The 17,420-nt window shown below is 40.9% G+C and carries 17 protein-coding genes; 7 read left to right on the plus strand and 10 right to left on the minus strand.

Going from position 1 to position 17,420, the window contains the following annotated elements:
• Positions 1–107: 107 nt before the first annotated feature.
• The 5 genes from EGS47_RS18405 to EGS47_RS10345 form a co-directional block, all read right to left on the minus strand.
• Complete coding sequence (locus tag EGS47_RS18405; RefSeq protein WP_004992481.1) at positions 108–272, minus strand: hypothetical protein; 165 nt, start codon at positions 270–272, stop codon at positions 108–110.
• A gap of 19 nt (positions 273–291) precedes the next feature.
• Positions 292–1,497: an RtcB family protein gene (locus tag EGS47_RS10330; RefSeq protein WP_119686335.1), complete on the minus strand. Its 1,206-nt coding sequence runs from the start codon at positions 1,495–1,497 to the stop codon at positions 292–294.
• A gap of 304 nt (positions 1,498–1,801) precedes the next feature.
• Entirely contained in the window at positions 1,802–3,262 is a 1,461-nt protein-coding gene (locus tag EGS47_RS10335) for an amino acid permease (protein WP_005002144.1), read from the minus strand.
• A gap of 13 nt (positions 3,263–3,275) precedes the next feature.
• Complete coding sequence (locus EGS47_RS10340) at positions 3,276–4,295, minus strand: class I SAM-dependent methyltransferase (protein WP_010588607.1); 1,020 nt, start codon at positions 4,293–4,295, stop codon at positions 3,276–3,278.
• Positions 4,296–4,360: 65 nt separating this feature from the next.
• Positions 4,361–5,764, minus strand: coding sequence for a uracil-xanthine permease family protein (locus EGS47_RS10345; protein WP_004994940.1), 1,404 nt, complete (start codon positions 5,762–5,764; stop codon positions 4,361–4,363).
• Positions 5,765–5,940: 176 nt separating this feature from the next.
• Here EGS47_RS10345 and typA point away from each other — a divergent pair, with 176 nt between their 5' ends.
• The 3 genes from typA (at position 5,941) to EGS47_RS10360 (ending at position 8,997) form a co-directional block, all read left to right on the plus strand.
• The gene (gene typA / locus EGS47_RS10350; RefSeq protein WP_004992487.1) at positions 5,941–7,776 is read left to right on the plus strand and encodes a translational GTPase TypA; all 1,836 of its coding nucleotides are present in this window, start codon (positions 5,941–5,943) and stop codon (positions 7,774–7,776) included.
• Between the two features lie 257 nt (positions 7,777–8,033).
• Positions 8,034–8,471 carry a large conductance mechanosensitive channel protein MscL gene (gene mscL / locus EGS47_RS10355; protein ID WP_004992495.1) on the plus strand — a complete coding sequence of 146 codons (438 nt, stop codon included), beginning with the start codon at positions 8,034–8,036 and terminating at the stop codon, positions 8,469–8,471.
• A 163-nt stretch (positions 8,472–8,634) separates the two neighbouring features.
• Positions 8,635–8,997 (plus strand): gamma-glutamylcyclotransferase family protein, encoded by a 363-nt coding sequence (locus EGS47_RS10360; RefSeq protein WP_004994930.1) that lies wholly within the window; start codon positions 8,635–8,637, stop codon positions 8,995–8,997.
• A 38-nt stretch (positions 8,998–9,035) separates the two neighbouring features.
• Here the strand turns inward: EGS47_RS10360 and EGS47_RS18525 are convergent, their stop codons facing one another.
• Positions 9,036–9,323 carry a peptidylprolyl isomerase gene (locus EGS47_RS18525; RefSeq protein ID WP_004992500.1) on the minus strand — a complete coding sequence of 96 codons (288 nt, stop codon included), beginning with the start codon at positions 9,321–9,323 and terminating at the stop codon, positions 9,036–9,038.
• 33 nt (positions 9,324–9,356) lie between these two features.
• Positions 9,357–10,181, minus strand: coding sequence for a bifunctional DNA-formamidopyrimidine glycosylase/DNA-(apurinic or apyrimidinic site) lyase (gene mutM / locus EGS47_RS10370; protein ID WP_004992502.1), 825 nt, complete (start codon positions 10,179–10,181; stop codon positions 9,357–9,359).
• 121 nt (positions 10,182–10,302) lie between these two features.
• Here mutM and EGS47_RS10375 point away from each other — a divergent pair, with 121 nt between their 5' ends.
• The 4 genes from EGS47_RS10375 (at position 10,303) to EGS47_RS10390 (ending at position 15,274) form a co-directional block, all read left to right on the plus strand.
• The gene (locus EGS47_RS10375; RefSeq protein WP_005002147.1) at positions 10,303–10,869 is read left to right on the plus strand and encodes a DNA-3-methyladenine glycosylase; all 567 of its coding nucleotides are present in this window, start codon (positions 10,303–10,305) and stop codon (positions 10,867–10,869) included.
• A 211-nt stretch (positions 10,870–11,080) separates the two neighbouring features.
• Positions 11,081–13,147, plus strand: a complete 2,067-nt coding sequence (locus EGS47_RS10380; RefSeq protein WP_227546611.1) for a TonB-dependent receptor family protein — start codon at positions 11,081–11,083, stop codon at positions 13,145–13,147.
• Between the two features lie 27 nt (positions 13,148–13,174).
• Positions 13,175–14,290 (plus strand): NADH:flavin oxidoreductase/NADH oxidase, encoded by a 1,116-nt coding sequence (locus tag EGS47_RS10385; RefSeq protein ID WP_005002159.1) that lies wholly within the window; start codon positions 13,175–13,177, stop codon positions 14,288–14,290.
• Between the two features lie 60 nt (positions 14,291–14,350).
• The gene (locus tag EGS47_RS10390) at positions 14,351–15,274 is read left to right on the plus strand and encodes an AEC family transporter (protein WP_035271865.1); all 924 of its coding nucleotides are present in this window, start codon (positions 14,351–14,353) and stop codon (positions 15,272–15,274) included.
• Between the two features lie 45 nt (positions 15,275–15,319).
• Here EGS47_RS10390 and EGS47_RS10395 read toward each other — a convergent pair whose 3' ends face one another.
• The 3 genes from EGS47_RS10395 to EGS47_RS10405 form a co-directional block, all read right to left on the minus strand.
• A complete protein-coding gene (locus tag EGS47_RS10395) occupies positions 15,320–16,129 on the minus strand; it encodes a tetratricopeptide repeat protein (protein ID WP_005002163.1) in 810 nt (269 codons plus the stop codon).
• Between the two features lie 195 nt (positions 16,130–16,324).
• Positions 16,325–17,032 (minus strand): DsbC family protein, encoded by a 708-nt coding sequence (locus EGS47_RS10400; RefSeq protein ID WP_005002164.1) that lies wholly within the window; start codon positions 17,030–17,032, stop codon positions 16,325–16,327.
• 75 nt (positions 17,033–17,107) lie between these two features.
• Positions 17,108–17,419 carry a low molecular weight protein tyrosine phosphatase family protein gene (locus tag EGS47_RS10405; RefSeq protein WP_005002166.1) on the minus strand — a complete coding sequence of 104 codons (312 nt, stop codon included), beginning with the start codon at positions 17,417–17,419 and terminating at the stop codon, positions 17,108–17,110.
• Between the last annotated feature and the right edge of the window lies 1 nt (position 17,420).

Raw genomic sequence — 17,420 nt, forward strand, 5'->3', positions numbered from 1 at the left:
AGTTGAAATCACTGGGGTTTGTTTTATCGTGTTGACTTAGATTGAAATATTCACAAAAATATCTACAGTTTTTCATACGCTGCTCCTTATAGAACGCTAGATTAAAATTACTCACACCATCTTTTAGACTTTAGCAATTGTTTGGTTTGCTGACGTTCACGACGATGTTGTGCTTTGGGTTTTTCAGTTTCATGCATTCCGCCTTTATGTAACAAAGGCGATAAAGCCACCTGATTTCTCACTTTGACTTTGGATCGCTTGCCTAGTTTCATGGTTTAGCTCCGAGTTAAATTATCCTTTAATACAAAGGACTTGTTTAAGCGTATGTACGACTTCTATCAAATCTGACTGATGAGCCATGACTTGATCAATGTCTTTATACGCTGCTGGAATTTCATCAATCACACCTACATCTTTACGGCATTCAATGCCTTGCGTTTGCTGAATCAAATCTTGTTGATTAAACAGATGCTTGGCTTTATTACGGCTCATTTTACGTCCTGCACCATGTGAGCAAGAGCAAAAGGAGTCGGGATGACCTTTGCCACGTACAATATAAGAACGCGCACCCATCGAACCTGGAATGATTCCAAGTTCATCTTTACCAGCTCGGATGGCACCCTTTCGTGTAATTAATAAATTTTCGCCATCATGTTGTTCCTGACTGACATAATTATGGTGGCAATTAATTGCTTCTTTGGTCAACTGAAATGAAGGTAATAGTGGGCGAATCGCCTCTAAAATTAAACGCATCATCTCACGACGGTTTTCATAGGCATACGCCTGTGCCCACTCAACCGCTTCAACATAATCGTCAAAGCTTGCAGAGCCTTCGGCAAAGTAGCTCAAGTCTTTGTCAGGAACATGACCAAAGCGGTGTTGGGCTTCTTTTTTTGCCAGTTCAATAAAATAAGTACCAATGACATTGCCTAAACCACGACTCCCTGAATGTAACATGATCCAGACGTCCTGATTTTCATCCAGACAAAGTTCAATAAAGTGGTTGCCGCCCCCTAAAGTTCCGAGTTGTTTTTGCCAAGTCATATCAAACTTTCGCAGCATTCGAACCAAACCAGGATGTTTGCTGATAATCGGTTGGAGCCGTTTATCCAGCGGTGTCAGGGTCGAAGCTTTGGCTTTCACTTGTTTGTGTAAATCAAAACCAACAGGGACTTTTCTTTCAATCGCATGACGTAAGCTTGAAAGATTGTCTGGAAGTTGACTGCTTTTGAGGTTTAAACGTATCGCATTCATTCCACAGCCAATATCTACGCCGACCGCAGCGGGTATAATCGCATGTTTGGTCGGAATGACACTGCCAACGGTGGCTCCTTTCCCAACATGCACGTCTGGCATGACTGCTATGTGGGAATGAATAAATTGCAATTGCGCCATTTTAGTGAGTTGTTCAATACTGTCTTGATCGATATCGTTCGTAAAGATCTTTACAGGAACTCCATAAGCGGCATCTGCATTTAAAATTTTTTGTATGCTCATAATAAGCTGTCCGTATCATTATTTTAATAGCTGTCCGAACAGGCATAAAAAAACCTAGCGAATGCTAGGTCTTGTGCATTCGGACAAGTGATCTTTGACCCTTGTCCGTGAGATGACAACGTGCCAATGATTAGTAATGTTTATCCTGTAAAGCTGGCATGTTGTTACTCCTATAAATTGGCAGTTTTGATGCTGACTGCGCCAATGGTTGAATCTTGGTCGCAATCATAATCCTTTGTTTTGAAAAGTCAAGCTTTTCAAAACTGAAGAAATTGAATGATGTTACTGCAAGCTAAAACACGCATTAATCTTGATCGGGTTGGATATTCATCTCTTGATAAGACACCAATTTGGTTTTATGTTTCCATTTATAACCCAGCCAGATCACCAAAAATAGGGGAATACTGATATAGGTGGAAAGTAAGCCCACCCAGTCAATTTTTCCACCTAAAATCGCTTGATAGTTTTGTCCCAAAATAATGATCGAACACAAAATAAAGGCAAACCACGGTGCAAATGGAAAGAATTTGGCTCGATATGCCAGATCTTCAAGTCTATGACCCTGAGCCAGATAGCCTTTGCGGAAGCGATAGTGTGAAATCGCAATCCCGAGCCAGACAATAAAGCCACACATGCCTGACATATTGAGCAGCCAGTTAAAAACAGCTTGTTCCCCAATAAAAGTAGTCAGGAAGCACAGTGCAGCAACGGCTGTCGTGGCATAAAGTGCATGCATTGGTACGCCACGTTTATCCAGTTTTGAGAACCATTTGGGCGCACGACCTTCACGTGCCATGTCGAACAGCATACGGGTTGAAGAATACATGCCTGAATTTCCTGCCGATAAAATCGCGGTTAAAATCACGGCATTCATCAAACTTGCAGCAAAGGCAAAACCGACTTTTTCATAGAGCAAAGTAAATGGCGAAAGTGCAATATCACCACTAGAAGCTGCTTGTAACAGGCGCGGATCATCATAGGAAATCAGTGTCCCAATGATAAAAATACACACGATATAAAACAGTAAAATCCGCCAGAAAATCTGCTTAATTGCCAGAGGAATTGTTTTCTTTGGATCCTTAGATTCACCTGCGGCAACGCCGACCATTTCAGTGCCCTGAAAAGAGAACCCTGCGATCATGGCCACGCCAATCATGGCTTGTAATCCACCAACAAAAGGCGCGTCTTTATAGGTCCAGTTACCAAAAGTCGCTACTCCCGGTGTCATCATGATTTTGATGATCATGGAGAAACCAATAATGATAAAGGCGACAATCGCAACGACCTTGACCATTGAAAACCAGAATTCACTTTCACCAAAACCTTTGACGGTCATGGCATTGATGGCAAAAATGACGACCAGAAAAATCGCACTCCAATAAAACCCGGGTAAGTCTGGAAACCAGAATTTCATAATCAACTGAACCGCAACCAGTTCAAAAGCCACGGTAATGGCCCAGTTGTACCAATAGTTCCAGCCCAAAGCAAAGCCGAAGCCATCCTCGACATAGCGACTACCATAGGTAAAAAAAGCGCCTGAAGTGGGATTGTGGGTGGCGAGCTCCCCCAAACTGGTCATTAGAAAATAAATCATGACGCCAATCAGTGCATAGGCCAATAATGCGCCGCCCGGCCCCGCATTGGCGATGGTTGAACCTGAAGCCAGAAATAAACCAGTACCAATCGAACCGCCAATGGCGATCATATTTAAATGACGAGCACCGAGCTTACGCTGAAGCTTTTCAGGTTGAATCTTTTCACTCATGAAAATTCCTTAGTCATTGGGACACATGGGCATAAAGCACTTTGAATCCTTGTTGATCGGCAAGGGTATTGCAGCGACCAAATTGTTGCTCAATCAAAAGTGGATAATTTAAAAAACGATTTGCCACTATCCATAATTCACCATTGACAGTTAAATGTCGTTTGGCTTGTTTGCATAGACCCTCACTTGCCGCATAATCCGTATGAATTCCTTGATGAAAAGGCGGATTGCTGACAATTGCGTCTAGTTCAAGTGGTGCATCATGAATCCCGGTAACGGCTTGAATATGAAGCTGTTCTAAATGAAGTCCATTCCGATGAAATGTCATTTCAGTAGAACGTAGTGCAAATGCATCGACATCCAGCGCATAAATTTCGTTGTTACAATTTAATTTTGCCAGATACGCACTAATAACACCTGCACCACAGCCAAAGTCGGCAAGTTTACCCGATTTTATATTATTTAGATAAGGTAAAAGAATGCCTGTGCCGACATCCAAATGATTTTGGCTAAATACCCCAGGCAGCGCACAAATATGAAGTTGAGTTTGATTGACTTCAATGCTGTAGGTTTTTACCCAATTTTCTAGTGGTTTTAAGGTTTCAGTTTTGTGCAAAATACATTGCCAAAGCTGACAGTGACGTGCGCTATCGAGCTTAAGATTTTTACCTAAGACTTGTAGTTGTTTAGCTGCACGTTCTACGCCACCCTTTTTTTCACCCACCAAAAAGATGGATTGACCTTGCTTCAGATGACTCGCAACAACATGCAAAATATAGCTGAGTAACTCTTTCGATTTTGGTACAAAGATGATGACTTGATCGATATCTTTCTGTGGAAATTCAACTGAAAAATGCGTAGCAAACTGCTGCTGCTCGAAATATTGATGATCAGCAAAGTTCCATGTCCAGATCGAAATATTTAAATCGTTGGGCAATTCGCGGGCAAGTTCATCCGCAGGTGCATTGATGAGCAATACCTTGCCTGATAAAAACTGTTGTTGGCGCAGTACGACTTCACTACGTGGATCCATCATATTTAACTCTCATGAATAAGAAAGCCCAGTCAAACTGGGCAAATTCTTCTTAATTGCCCGATTTAATCTTGATTTCTCTGATCTTGATCTTCAGGATGTTGATGTTCAGGCAAGACGATATTTAAGATTAAAGCAGCAATACCACCTGTGGCGACGCCTGAACTAAAGATATTTTTAAACAGTTCAGGTAAATGCTCAAGGATTTGCGGAACTTGTGCAACACCGAGTCCTAAAGCCAATGAAATCGCAATAATCAACAGTGCACGACGATCCAGATGAATACTGGATAAAATATTAATCCCTGATGCAGCTACAGCGCCGAACATGACCATTACTGCACCGCCTAATACCGCTTGCGGTACCGCTTGAATCACGCCAGAAACCATAGGAAACAATCCAAGTAGGATCAATAAAATCGCAATCCAGATACCGACATAGCGACTGGCCACTCCTGTGAGTTGGATCACACCATTATTCTGTGCAAACACCGAACTTGGAAAAGTATTAAATAAACCTGCAAGTAAAGAGTTTGCACCATTCACCAGTACGCCACCTTTAATCCGTTCCATCCATTTTGGACCATTGACAGGTTCATTGGAGAGTTTACTGGTTGCAGTAATATCACCAATCGCTTCCAAAGACGTCACCAGATAAATAAACGCCATAGGGATGAATAAGCTCCAAGAAAAGCTTAAACCAAAGTGCATTGGCGTTGGAATCTGTATGATAGGTGTTTCGTGTAAACCTGAAAAATCCAGATGTCCCATGAAGCCTGCCAGAACATAACCCACAATCAGCGCAATCAAAATGGCAGAACTTTTAATCCAGATGACCTGAATACGATTGAGTAGGATGATAATCGCAAGCACTGTACAAGACATGATCAAATTATCTTGGCTGGCAAAGGTTTGATTTTGCATGGCCTGATAACCACCGCCCATACTGATGAGACCTTCTTTAATCAAGGTTAAACCAATCATCAGTACTACGATTCCTGTGACCAGTGGCGTGATCAGCTTTTTCACCCACGGCAGAATACGGGATACGCCCATTTCAATGAATGATCCTGCAATCACCACCCCAAAAATTGCTGCCATCACTTGATTGACAGGCGTTCCTGCGGCGACCATTGCACTACCAATACCAATAATCGGGCCAATAAAGTTAAAACTTGTCCCTTGGACGATCAGCAAACCAGCACCAAAAGGTCCGACCTTCTTGCATTGTAAAAAAGTCGCAATCCCTGAAATGACCAATGACATGGACAAAATCATATTGGTTTCTTCGCGGGAAACCCCCAGTGCCAGACAAATCAAAAGTCCTGGCGTAACAATAGGTACAATAATTGCTAAAAGATGTTGTAGTGCAGCAAGAAATGCAACAAAAGGGGCAGGACGATCATTTAACCCATAAATCAGATCAAGTTTTTCACCTGATTTTGGCGCAGCGTCTTGTAAATCAGACATGAGAGATTAAATCTTAAGCTTCAAAGTGGCGCTATTCTAATCGAGATAATTGCCTTTACCCAAGAAAAAACGACGAAGACATGAAAAAAACACGGGCATGTCAATAAACTGTCACTACTTTTATGTAGGATTTTTCTGTATAATTTGCCCTCAAGTTTTAGGCTTATCGAATTTTCATGTCAGATATCAAAAATCTCCGCAATATTGCAATTATTGCACACGTCGACCATGGTAAAACCACGCTTGTCGATAAACTTCTACAACAATCAGGTGCTTTGGGTGATCGTGCAGGCGAGATTGAGCGTGTCATGGACTCGAATGCGCTTGAAAGCGAACGTGGTATTACTATTCTTGCAAAGAATACTTCGATCACTTGGTTAGATAAACGTACTGATATTACTTACCGTATCAATATCGTGGATACCCCGGGACACGCCGACTTTGGTGGTGAAGTAGAACGTGTATTGTCTATGGTGGACTGCGTATTACTATTGGTTGATGCTCAAGAAGGCCCAATGCCGCAAACTCGTTTCGTAACGCAAAAAGCGTTTGCGCGTGGTTTGAAGCCAATCGTGATCATTAACAAAGTCGATAAGCCAAGCGCACGTCCAGACTGGGTGATCGATCAAGTATTTGATTTGTTTGATAACTTGGGTGCGACTGACGAACAGTTAGATTTCCCAATCGTTTATGCTTCAGGTTTACGTGGTGTTGCAGGTCCAGCGCCAGAAGAATTGGCTGAAGACATGACACCGTTGTTTGAAACGATTGTTGATATCGTTGAGCCGCCAGCAGTTGATGCTGATGGTCCGTTCCAGATGCAAATTTCTTCACTTGACTATAACAGCTTCGTGGGTGTGATCGGGGTTGGTCGTATTCAACGTGGTTCAGTGAAAACCAATACTCCTGTGACTGTGATTGATAAAGAAGGTAAGACGCGTAATGGTCGTATCTTAAAAATCATGGGTTACCACGGTTTAGAGCGTATTGATGTTGAAGAAGCATCTGCGGGCGACATCGTATGTATTACAGGTATTGATGCACTTAACATTTCTGACACGATTTGTGATCCGAAAAATGTAGAAGCATTACCGCCATTATCTGTAGATGAACCAACGGTATCGATGACATTCCAAGTCAACAACTCACCGTTTGCAGGTAAAGAAGGTAAATTTGTCACTTCACGTAATATCCGTGAACGTCTTGATCGCGAATTGATCCATAACGTAGCACTTCGTGTAGAAGATACAGACAGTCCAGACCGTTTCAAAGTTTCTGGCCGTGGTGAACTTCACCTTTCTGTTCTGATTGAAAACATGCGTCGTGAAGGTTTCGAAATGGGCGTTTCACGTCCACAAGTAATCATCAAAGAAGTAGATGGTGAAAAACAAGAGCCATACGAAAACGTGACTTTTGATGTTGAAGAACAACATCAAGGTGCGGTGATGGAACAAATGGGTCACCGTAAAGGCGAAATGACCAATATGGAAGTTGACGGTAAAGGCCGTATCCGTATTGAAGCGACTGTTCCTTCACGTGGTTTGATTGGTTTCCGTTCAGAATTCTTAACCATGACTTCTGGTACAGGGATTATGACTTCAAGCTTCTCGCATTATGGTCCTGTGAAACAAGGTACTGTAGCGAAACGTCAAAACGGTGTATTGATCTCAATGGTTCAAGGCACTTGCTTGGGCTATGCATTGTTCAGCTTGCAAGACCGTGGTCGTTTGTTTGCTAAACCACAGTTAGAAGTGTATGAAGGGATGATCGTCGGGATTAACTCTCGTTCAGACGACATGGTGGTTAACCCAACTAAAGCAAAACAGCTCACCAACGTTCGTGCCTCTGGTACTGACGATGCGTTAACTTTAACTCCTGCAATTGAATACACGCTTGAACAAGCACTTGAATTCATTGAAGATGATGAGTTAGTTGAAGTAACACCTAAGTCAATTCGTATCCGTAAGCGTTATTTGACTGAAAATGAACGTAAACGTAATCGCGATAAATAATTTGATTTTGATCTAAGATCAGTAAGTAAACCGCTAAATTCGTTTAGCGGTTTTTTTATTAGGTGATCTTTTTCGCTGTAGATCTTTAAGTTCATATTTTTATTCATATAAAATGTTGTTAAAGTGTGAAATAGCTTTCTTTTTTTGAGAAAAATATTAAATTAGCAAACATGAGCCGATCATCCATTAACACTATTGTTAAGCCGTGATTAGAACAAAAACATGGGAATAGCGGTTCCCGAGTGGAGAAAATTGAGATGAGTATTATTCAAGAATTTAAAGAATTCGCTGTTAAAGGCAATATGATTGATTTGGCTGTCGGTGTCATCATCGGTGGTGCATTTGGTAAAATTGTTGATTCATTAGTGAAAGACATCATTATGCCGTTGATTACTGTGATTACAGGTGGTGGTGTTGATTTTTCACAAAAGTATATTGTACTTGGTGCCAACCCGAATAATTTACAATCATTGGATGCTCTGCAAAAAGCAGGCGTAAACGTATTGACTTATGGTAACTTTCTGACCATTTTAATTAACTTCCTGATTTTGGCATGGGTCGTATTTTTGATGGTGAAATTGATTAACCGTATGCGTCGTAAGGATGAAGCGGAAGCACCAGCACCAGAAACTCCTGAAGAAATTCAATTGCTTCGTGAAATTCGCGATGAATTAAAGCAACATCCACAATCATAGTATTATAGGCTTTCTCAAAACGGTATTTTTAAATGCCGTTTTTTTATGCATTTCGATTGATATTTCTCATCTGAATTTGACACTTGGGCGACTTGAGGTTTTTGTCAGAGTCCTTAAAATATGGCGACTGAAAATACCTGCCAATCATAGGATTTACTCAAACATGAACCGACTGTTTGCTTATGGAACTTTATGTCCAGATCGTGAAAACGCACATATTCTGGGAAATATTGGCGGAGAATGGCAAAAGGCTTCAGTGAATGGCGTGGTGCATACTTTAGACTGGGGACCCGATCAGGGTTTACCTGCCTTGGTGCTGGATGAAAATGCACCTAAAGTGTCTGGTTTAGTGTTTAGTACCGATAAACTGGCTGAACATTGGCCGATGCTCGATGAGTTTGAAGGTTTTCAATATCAGCGAGTTAAGGTGATGGTGGAATTTGAAACAGGTGAAATGATCGAAAGTTGGACTTATCAAATGAATCCTCATGCAAAGCCAATGCAACTAGAAAGTGAAAGGACTTAAGTTTTTAAGACTTACGTCCTTTTATTCACGACCGCAATTTATGCAAATTCAGTTCTAAATTTGACTTCAAGCAAATGAAAACCAAACTGGCTTTTGATTGGACCGTGTAAAATTCGTTCAGCCGCAGTAAATACGAGTTTATCAATAACGGGAACAAGTTGACCTTTTTTCACTTCGCCAAGTTCACCACCACGTTTGGCAGAATTGCAGGTGGAATATTGTTTGGCGATTTTTGAAAAATCAGCACCCGACAAAATTTTCTTTTTAAGTTGTTCCGCAAGATCTTTGTCTTTAACTAGGATATGTCGAACAATGGCAGTTTGCATGGGCAAGCCTCCTGAATCTGTTGAGGACAAATATTAAACTTTGATACGTTTTAAAGGTTGGCATTGGGGACAAAATACACTGGCACGTTGTCCGAGTTTAAGATTTTCCAGTGGCGTTTCACACTGAACACACATTTCACCTGCACGACCATAAGCCAGTAAAGTTTGTTGAAAATAGCCATTTTCACCGACAGCATTGGTGAAATCCCGCAAGGTTGATCCCCCTAAATCAATCGCAGATTTCAAAATACGTTTGATTTCATCCACAAGTTGAACAATCTGCTTTTTACTTAAACTAGAGGCTGGCTGCGCAGGGTGAATGCCTAAGTTAAACAGACTTTCAGTGGCGTAAATATTACCAACGCCGACCACCACGTGATTATCCATCATTGCAATTTTTATGCCGACTTGTTTGTTTTTAAGCTTTTGATAAAGATAATCTGCATTAAACTCGTCACCGAGCGGCTCTGGGCCAAGTGGATTCAGTAGTTTGTTTTGAGATTCTTCATTGAGCCATAAAATACAGCCAAAACGACGCGGATCGTGATAACGTAACTGGGTACCATCTTCAAAACCAATCATCAAATGATCATGTTTACGTAACTCATCCTGAGCTGTAGCCAGACGAAAACTGCCCGACATGCCTAAATGCCATAGCATCTGATCTTGCTCAAACTCAGCCAGAATATATTTAGAGCGTCTTTGTAAACCAATTAAACGCTGTCCATTCAGGCGAGAAATATCCTCTGGAATTGGCCAGCGTAATCGGGACTCTCTGACTTCAACGATTTGGACGCGCTGTTGCAGTAAAGGCAATAAACTGGTTTTAGTGGTTTCAACTTCAGGTAATTCTGGCATTGACAGCTCGATAAAATCATGACGATGTTAATATGGGGGTAATCAGCACAATGACAAATTTAAGAAGGCACTTTATCTGTCAATATCGTGTCATTTTCCTTTCTTTACTTATGGTAGCGTGATGTCAGAAATTTTACCATTCACATGGTTTCAACGTGATACATCGACAGTGGCCGAGCAATTGATCGGCTGTCAGCTTTGTGTACGTCAGGACAATGGTGAAATTCTACGTTGTACCATCACTGAAACAGAAGCGTATTTGGGAATTCGCGATAAAGCCAGTCATAACTACGGTGGACGACGTACTCCCCGAACCGAGGTGATGTATAGCGCTGGCGGGCACATCTATGTTTATCTGATTTATGGGATGTATCACATGCTAAATTTGATCACGCAGACAGAACATGAACCTGAAGGAGTGATGCTCAGAGCTGCTTTTTTTGAAGATTCAGTTTCTAAACTTGATTTTAAGCGTTTATCAGGTCCTGGAAAATTGACCAGGCAATTAGGTATTACAGAGCGATTTAAAGGCAAAATGTTGGGGGTAGAAACTGGTTTGTGGATTGAAAATAAAAAAATTCAACCAGAGATTGTACGGAAAAAAAGAATCGGGGTTGATTATGCTGAGGAAGCAAAAGACTGGCTGGAACGCTATTGCTGGAAAGATCATCCAAGTTTAAGCCGTTAAACCTACAAAGTATTCCAAGAAATAACCAAACTAATATATTGAAAATTGGAATGATTGGCTAAAATCGTTTTTTGTCGATATGTTAAAATTTACAAACTAAATGATATAACAAATATTTTTGGGCTAATTGTTGATATTAAAGGATAACTGAATGCGCTTCATGCAATTCAATACATTATATTCTTCCATGTTTTTACTTTCAGGGTTCAGTATGAGTAGTGCTGCGTGGGCAGAAGTGCCAGAACCAGTGGCATTGCCGACCATTAAAGTAGAAGCAACTCGTACAGACACTACTTATTTGCAAACTCCTGCTTCGATTTTTCGCATTGATGCGCCCAAGCAGGATCAAAGCTCACAGGTTAATTTGACAGAAGTCGTCAAAGGTATTCCAAGCTTGCAACTGCATAATCGTGAGAATTATGCACAGGATTTACAACTTTCCATGCGTGGTTTTGGTGCGCGTTCGGCTTTTGGTGTGCGCGGCATTCGTTTATATGTGGACGGTATTCCAGCCACCATGCCAGATGGTCAGGGACAAACGTCTAATATCGATTTGAGCAGTCTGGATCATATCGAGGTTTTAACAGGGCCTTTTTCGTCAATATATGGTAATTCATCGGGTGGTACTTTGTTGACGACCACCAAAGAAGGTCAAGGCAAAGACTCGGTTGAACTGAGTTATTCGGGGGGCAGTCATGATAAAAATCGTGCAGGAATTGTATTGCAAGGTGGCGCTAAACAAGCCAATCAACCGAGTTATGTGATCAGTTCATCTTATTTTGATACCGATGGTTATCGTGATCATAGCGCTGCCAATAAGGTTTTGAATAATGCCAAACTCACGTGGAATCTTGAAGATGGTTCTAAAATTAACTGGATTACCAATTATTTAAAAATTAATGCTGATGATCCGCAAGGATTGACACGTGACCAATGGAAAGCCAATCCAAAACAAGTCAATGATACCAATAATAGCTACGATGTGCGCAAAGACATTGAACAGACGCAAACAGGATTGACTTGGTTAAAGCCATTAAATGATAAAAATGAATTGTATGCGATGGCTTACTTTGGTCATCGTGAGGTGACCCAGTATCAATCTATTCCTAGATCTGCACAAAACAATCCACGTCATGCGGGTGGTGTGATTGATTTTGAGCGGAATTATTATGGCGCAGATCTACGCTGGACTGGCAAAGAACTTCTTCCCAATATCACCGTGAGTGCAGGCGTGGCCTTAGATGCGATGGATGAGGATCGTCAAGGTTATGAAAATTTTACCTTAATCAACAATCAGCCGAGTTATGGGGTTAAAGGTACTTTGCGCCGTGATGAAGACAATACTTTGTGGAATATTGATCCTTATTTACAGGCGTCATGGCAGTTTTTACCGACTTGGCGTTTAGATACAGGCGTGCGCTATAGCAATGTCCATTATAAATCAGATGATAACTACATCACTGCAAGCAATCCAGATGACAGTGGCAAGACTGATTATTCCAAAGTTTTACCTTCGGCTGCTTTAAGTTGGCAAATCATGCCTGAACTTTTGGCTTATGTGAGTTACGCCAAAGGGTTTGAAACACCAACCTTTACCGAAATGGCTTACCGTCCAGATGGACAAGGCGGCTTTAATTTTGATCTGAATGCCTCTAGTAGCGATACGTATGAAGCGGGTTTAAAGTCACAAAATCCGTTGGGTGATTTTACTTTGGCTGTTTTTCAGACCAAAACCAAAGACGATATTGTTTCGGCTGGTAGCCAGTATGGGCGATCAACTTTCCGTAATGCCGATCAGACCCTACGTGAAGGTGTTGAATTCTCATGGAATAAACAGCTCTGGCGCGATTTGATTGCGACTGCAAGTTATGCATATCTGGATGCAACATTTGATGCGGATATTCCAGCAACAGGATCTCTCACAAAGATTCCATCTGGCAATAAAATTCCAGGGATTGCCAAAAATCAGACCTATCTCGCATTGTCTTGGAAACCGCAAACTGGTTTTTATGGCGGGGTCGATGCCCAATATAACGATAAAATTTACGTCGATGATCAAAATACAGATGCAGCACCAAGTTATACCGTTGTAACCGCTTATGCAGGTTATGCATGGCAGTTACAGGACTGGAAAGTCAATATTTTCAGCCGTGTCGATAATTTATTGGACAAAGACTATGTCGGATCTGTCATTGTCAATGACGGTAATTCACGCTTTTTTGAACCTGCCGATGGACGTAACTGGAGTGCAGGCTTAAGAGTCAGCAAACAATTTTAATGAAAATTAAGAGAGAAGAGGTGACACGTGGCAAAGTTATTTGAAAGCTTGCAATTAGGTTCATTGAACCTACGTAATAAGATCATCATTGCACCGATGTGCCAATATTCTGCAACTGATGATGGTGAAATTACCTATTGGCATGAGCAGCAATGGGCCAATTATGCGCTGTCTGGTGCAGGTCTATGTATTATTGAAGCCTCTGCGGTTCAAGCCCAAGGACGCATCAGTTATGCCGATGTTGGTCTTTGGAATGATACTCAACGAGATAAAATCAAAGCGCTTTTGGATAATATTCAGCAACTTTCGCCAATGCCATTTGCGATACAGCTTGCTCATGCCGGTCGTAAAGCATCCACAGATAAACCATGGTTAGGTAAAGGGCAAATTGCTCCAGATCATGTACATGGCTGGCAAACGGTGGCACCGAGTGAAATTGCGTTTGGTGCTCATGACATGCTCCCGCATTCATTAAGTATTGATGAGATCAAACAGATTCAGGCAGACTTTGCTGCTGCGGCAGTTCGTGCTGTGGACGCTGGTTTTCAACTCATCGAAGTTCATGCGGCACATGGTTATTTGTTACATCAGTTTTTATCGCCGTTGTCGAATCAGCGTACGGATGAATATGGCGGTTCATTTGAAAATCGTATTCGGATGACTTTAGAAGTGCTGCAAGCGATTAAAACTGCTGTGCCTCAAAACTTTCCAGTTGGTGTGCGTATTTCTGCAACAGACTGGATGCAGCCAACAGTGAGTTGGGATATCGAGTCGAGTATTGGATTATCTTTGGCTCTACAGCAATTAGGCGCAGCTTATATCCACGTGTCTAGTGGCGGTTTGCATGAACTTCAGGACATTAAAATTGGTGCGAATTATCAGGTACCTTTTGCCGAGCAGATTAAATCCAAAGTTTCAATTCCTGTGATTGCAGTGGGCTTGATCACAGAGCCAGAACAAGCTGAAGCTATTTTGCAAAACGATCAGGCTGATGCGATTGCACTGGCAAGAGCTATTCAGTACGATCCACGCTGGCCTTGGCATGCAGCCGCTGCATTAGGTGCTGAAATTGAGATCTCACCACAATATTTGCGTTGCCAACCGCATGGCTTAAAGCAATTATTTAAACCATTTAACTATTAATTTTTTTAGCAAAAGGCGCACTTGGTTGCGTCTTTTTGTTTTGATAAAAAGGGTGCCAATGTGGTTGTACAGGTCATCGTACCAATTTTTCTATTATTGTTGGCAGGTTACTTGAGTGTTTCAATTCGGCTGATTACACCTGATCAGATCAAGGCATTGAGTGCATTTATTATCAAAATAGCCTTACCCGCATTTTTACTGTATGCCTTATCTAATAAAAGTTTAAATGATATTTGGCATCCGTCTTATTTTATCGCCTATGGTGGTGGTTCTTTAATTATCTTTGCATTGGCGTTTTATTGTTATCGTTATTGCTTTTCATATAGTCTGACCCCAACGGCTGTTCTGGCAATGGGCGCTTCTATGTCCAATACGGGCTTTATTGGCACGGCGGTATTAAGTTTGCTGATGGGATCACATGCTGCGATTTATATTTCATTGACATTGATTCTGGAAAATTTATTGATATTGGCTTTGGTTCTGGCATTAGCAGAAGCAGGGCAGCAAGAACAACAAAAAGTATGGGCGCTGCTGCAAAAAACCGCACAAAATTTGCTAAAAAATCCTGTGATTATTGCCATTATTTTGGGGATGAGTTGTATCTTGTTAGATATTCGCTTGCCTATTTTAGTTGATCAATCTTTAGCTTTGTTGGGGAAAACAGCATCGCCTTTAGCATTATTTGTGATTGGTGGAAGTTTAGTTGGAATGGGCATGAGTGCTTTGAATCTGCAAAGTGGTTTGTTAGTGGCTTTTAAAGTTATCCTGATGCCTTTACTGATCTATTGCTTACTGCGAATTTTGCCAGATGTGAGCCAAGAAATGTTGTATGCAGGAACCATTTTAGCTGCATTACCGATGCCGATTGCCTTTGGAATTTTTGGGCAGGCTTATGGTTTAAATGAACGTGCTTTAACCCCTTTGATGTTAAGTACGATTTTAGGCTTTGTTGGGATTAGCAGCTTGATCATGTTGTGGTGGTAAATCATTTTGCCTCGATGATAGAGGCAAAATGATTTGTTGTTTAACTTAACTTTTTGCTTTGGTGATCGGTGCTTTCGCTTTTTCCGCGATCAGTTTATCTACCGCAGCCAGTGATTCTTTGGCTTGAGGAACATTATCCTGAGCTAGAGCAGCAAAAATTTTGCGCGCTTCTGGCAAATTCTGCGGCACAATATTGCCATTGGTCATCAGGTTTCCAACGGCCATCAGCGCAGGAATATAGCCTTTCTTGGCTAGACTTTCGATACTGGCTAAACCCACTTTAACTGCGGCCTCATTCTTGGTCTTAAAACCATTACTGATGTCATAAATCGCTTTTAAGTGTATGGCACGATAATTATTTTTGTTAATTAAGGGTTGAAGCTTTTGTAGTGCTAGTTTATTCGAGGCATCTTTATTTTCAGCAAATAATAATACGGCAAGTTCTACGGTTGCTTCATCCAAACCTGCATTCGAGGCTTTTTCCAGATATTCACGACCTTTTTTCTCATCCTTCGTGACACCTAACTCACCCGCCATATAAATTTGAGCAAGGCGATATGTCGCGACTGGATAACCTTTATTGGATGCTTCCTGATAAGCAGCAAGCGCTTTTTTTGAATCCTGAGCAGTACCTTGTCCTAATTCACTCATAAATCCCTGATTGTAAATCGCTTGCGCATTGCCTGTTTTGGCTAAACGATCCATTTCCTGATAAGCCGCATTATAATTTTTGTCTTTATATAACTGTTCAGCTTTGGCAAAAGGGTTATTGGCTGTACTGGTTTGAGGAGCTGTTTCTGCTGCAAAGGTGGTTGAAGATAAAGCAATAAGACCGACGAGAAGAAGTTTTTTCATTTTAAAAATCCTGTTGTCATACTTACATCATTCCATTGATGCACAATATGGGTATTACATTGTGAATCATCATCATAAAAGTTTTGTGTGGAATGTAAATATAAAAATTGAGAATGAATGTGTCATTTTTTACAGCCGATTGCTTAATGATAGATTAAATTTGGGAAGATCAAAGATTTTAAACTTCCCTAAAATTTATTTGGTTTCATCTAAAAGCTGATTTAATTCATCGGCCTCCATCGCACCTGTAATTCTGTTGCCATTTTTGAGGAACATGGTGGGAGTTCCGCTAATTTTTAAGCGTTTACCGAGTTCCAGATTTTTCTGAATTGGTGTTTGGCAACTTGCAGATTTTGTCGGCTGTTTTTTATTTAAGAGATAATTTTCCCAAGCAGCATATTGGTCTTTGGCACACCAGATTTGCGTGGCCATATTTTCTGCATTCGGATGTAAACCTTTGAGTGGATATAAAAACAAATAAATCGTGACATTATCGACCGATGCCATTTGCTTTTCTAAACGTTGGCAATAAGGACAATCAGGGTCGCTAAAGAGGTATAGAACACGTTGCCCATTGCCTTTGACATGTTTAATGGCTTGATCGAGAGGTAGTGTGGAAACATCAATTTTTTCAAGTTTTTGCAAACTGTCTTCGGTTAAGTTCTTTTGGTTTTTATTGTCAATAAGATTGCCAATAAAAAAGTAATTGGCATCATCATTGGTATAGACAATTTGCCCGCCCATATACACTTCATAAATGTCTTTTAATGGCGTGGTTTGTACCGATTGCACTGGAATATCTGGAAAGTTCTTCTTTAAATTTTGTTGTACAGTGGCAATATTGGCATGGCTGAGAGAGATACTAAATAAGCTTAGCGTCAATGCGCTGAATAAAAATTTCATGTTGCATTCCACAATAAAAAGCCATTTGATCATGCCAAAAAATGATGAAAAACAATAGTGAAGAAATGTGTTTAGTTATAAATAAGGCTGCATGGCTTGGCTTAACAATTCAACCAAGTCTGGATGCATAAAATGATATTCATCTGGGATTTCTAAGACGGTAATTTTTTTATTTCTCAGATTCTTATTGAATTGTTCAACCAATCTTTGTTTATGATGATATTCCATCACAAAAATATGATCTGCCCATACGATATCTCGTGCTGACACCACCCGTTTGGTTTGCTTACTCGTTCCAGCAGAGCGCGTATTCATGTGTTTTGAAAATACACGTCCTGCTGTTGGGCTACGCCATTGATTTCTACTACAAATAAATAGGGCATTCATC

Source organism: Acinetobacter sp. FDAARGOS_515 (genome assembly GCF_003938865.1).
Classification (GTDB): Bacteria; Pseudomonadota; Gammaproteobacteria; order Pseudomonadales; family Moraxellaceae; genus Acinetobacter; species Acinetobacter ursingii.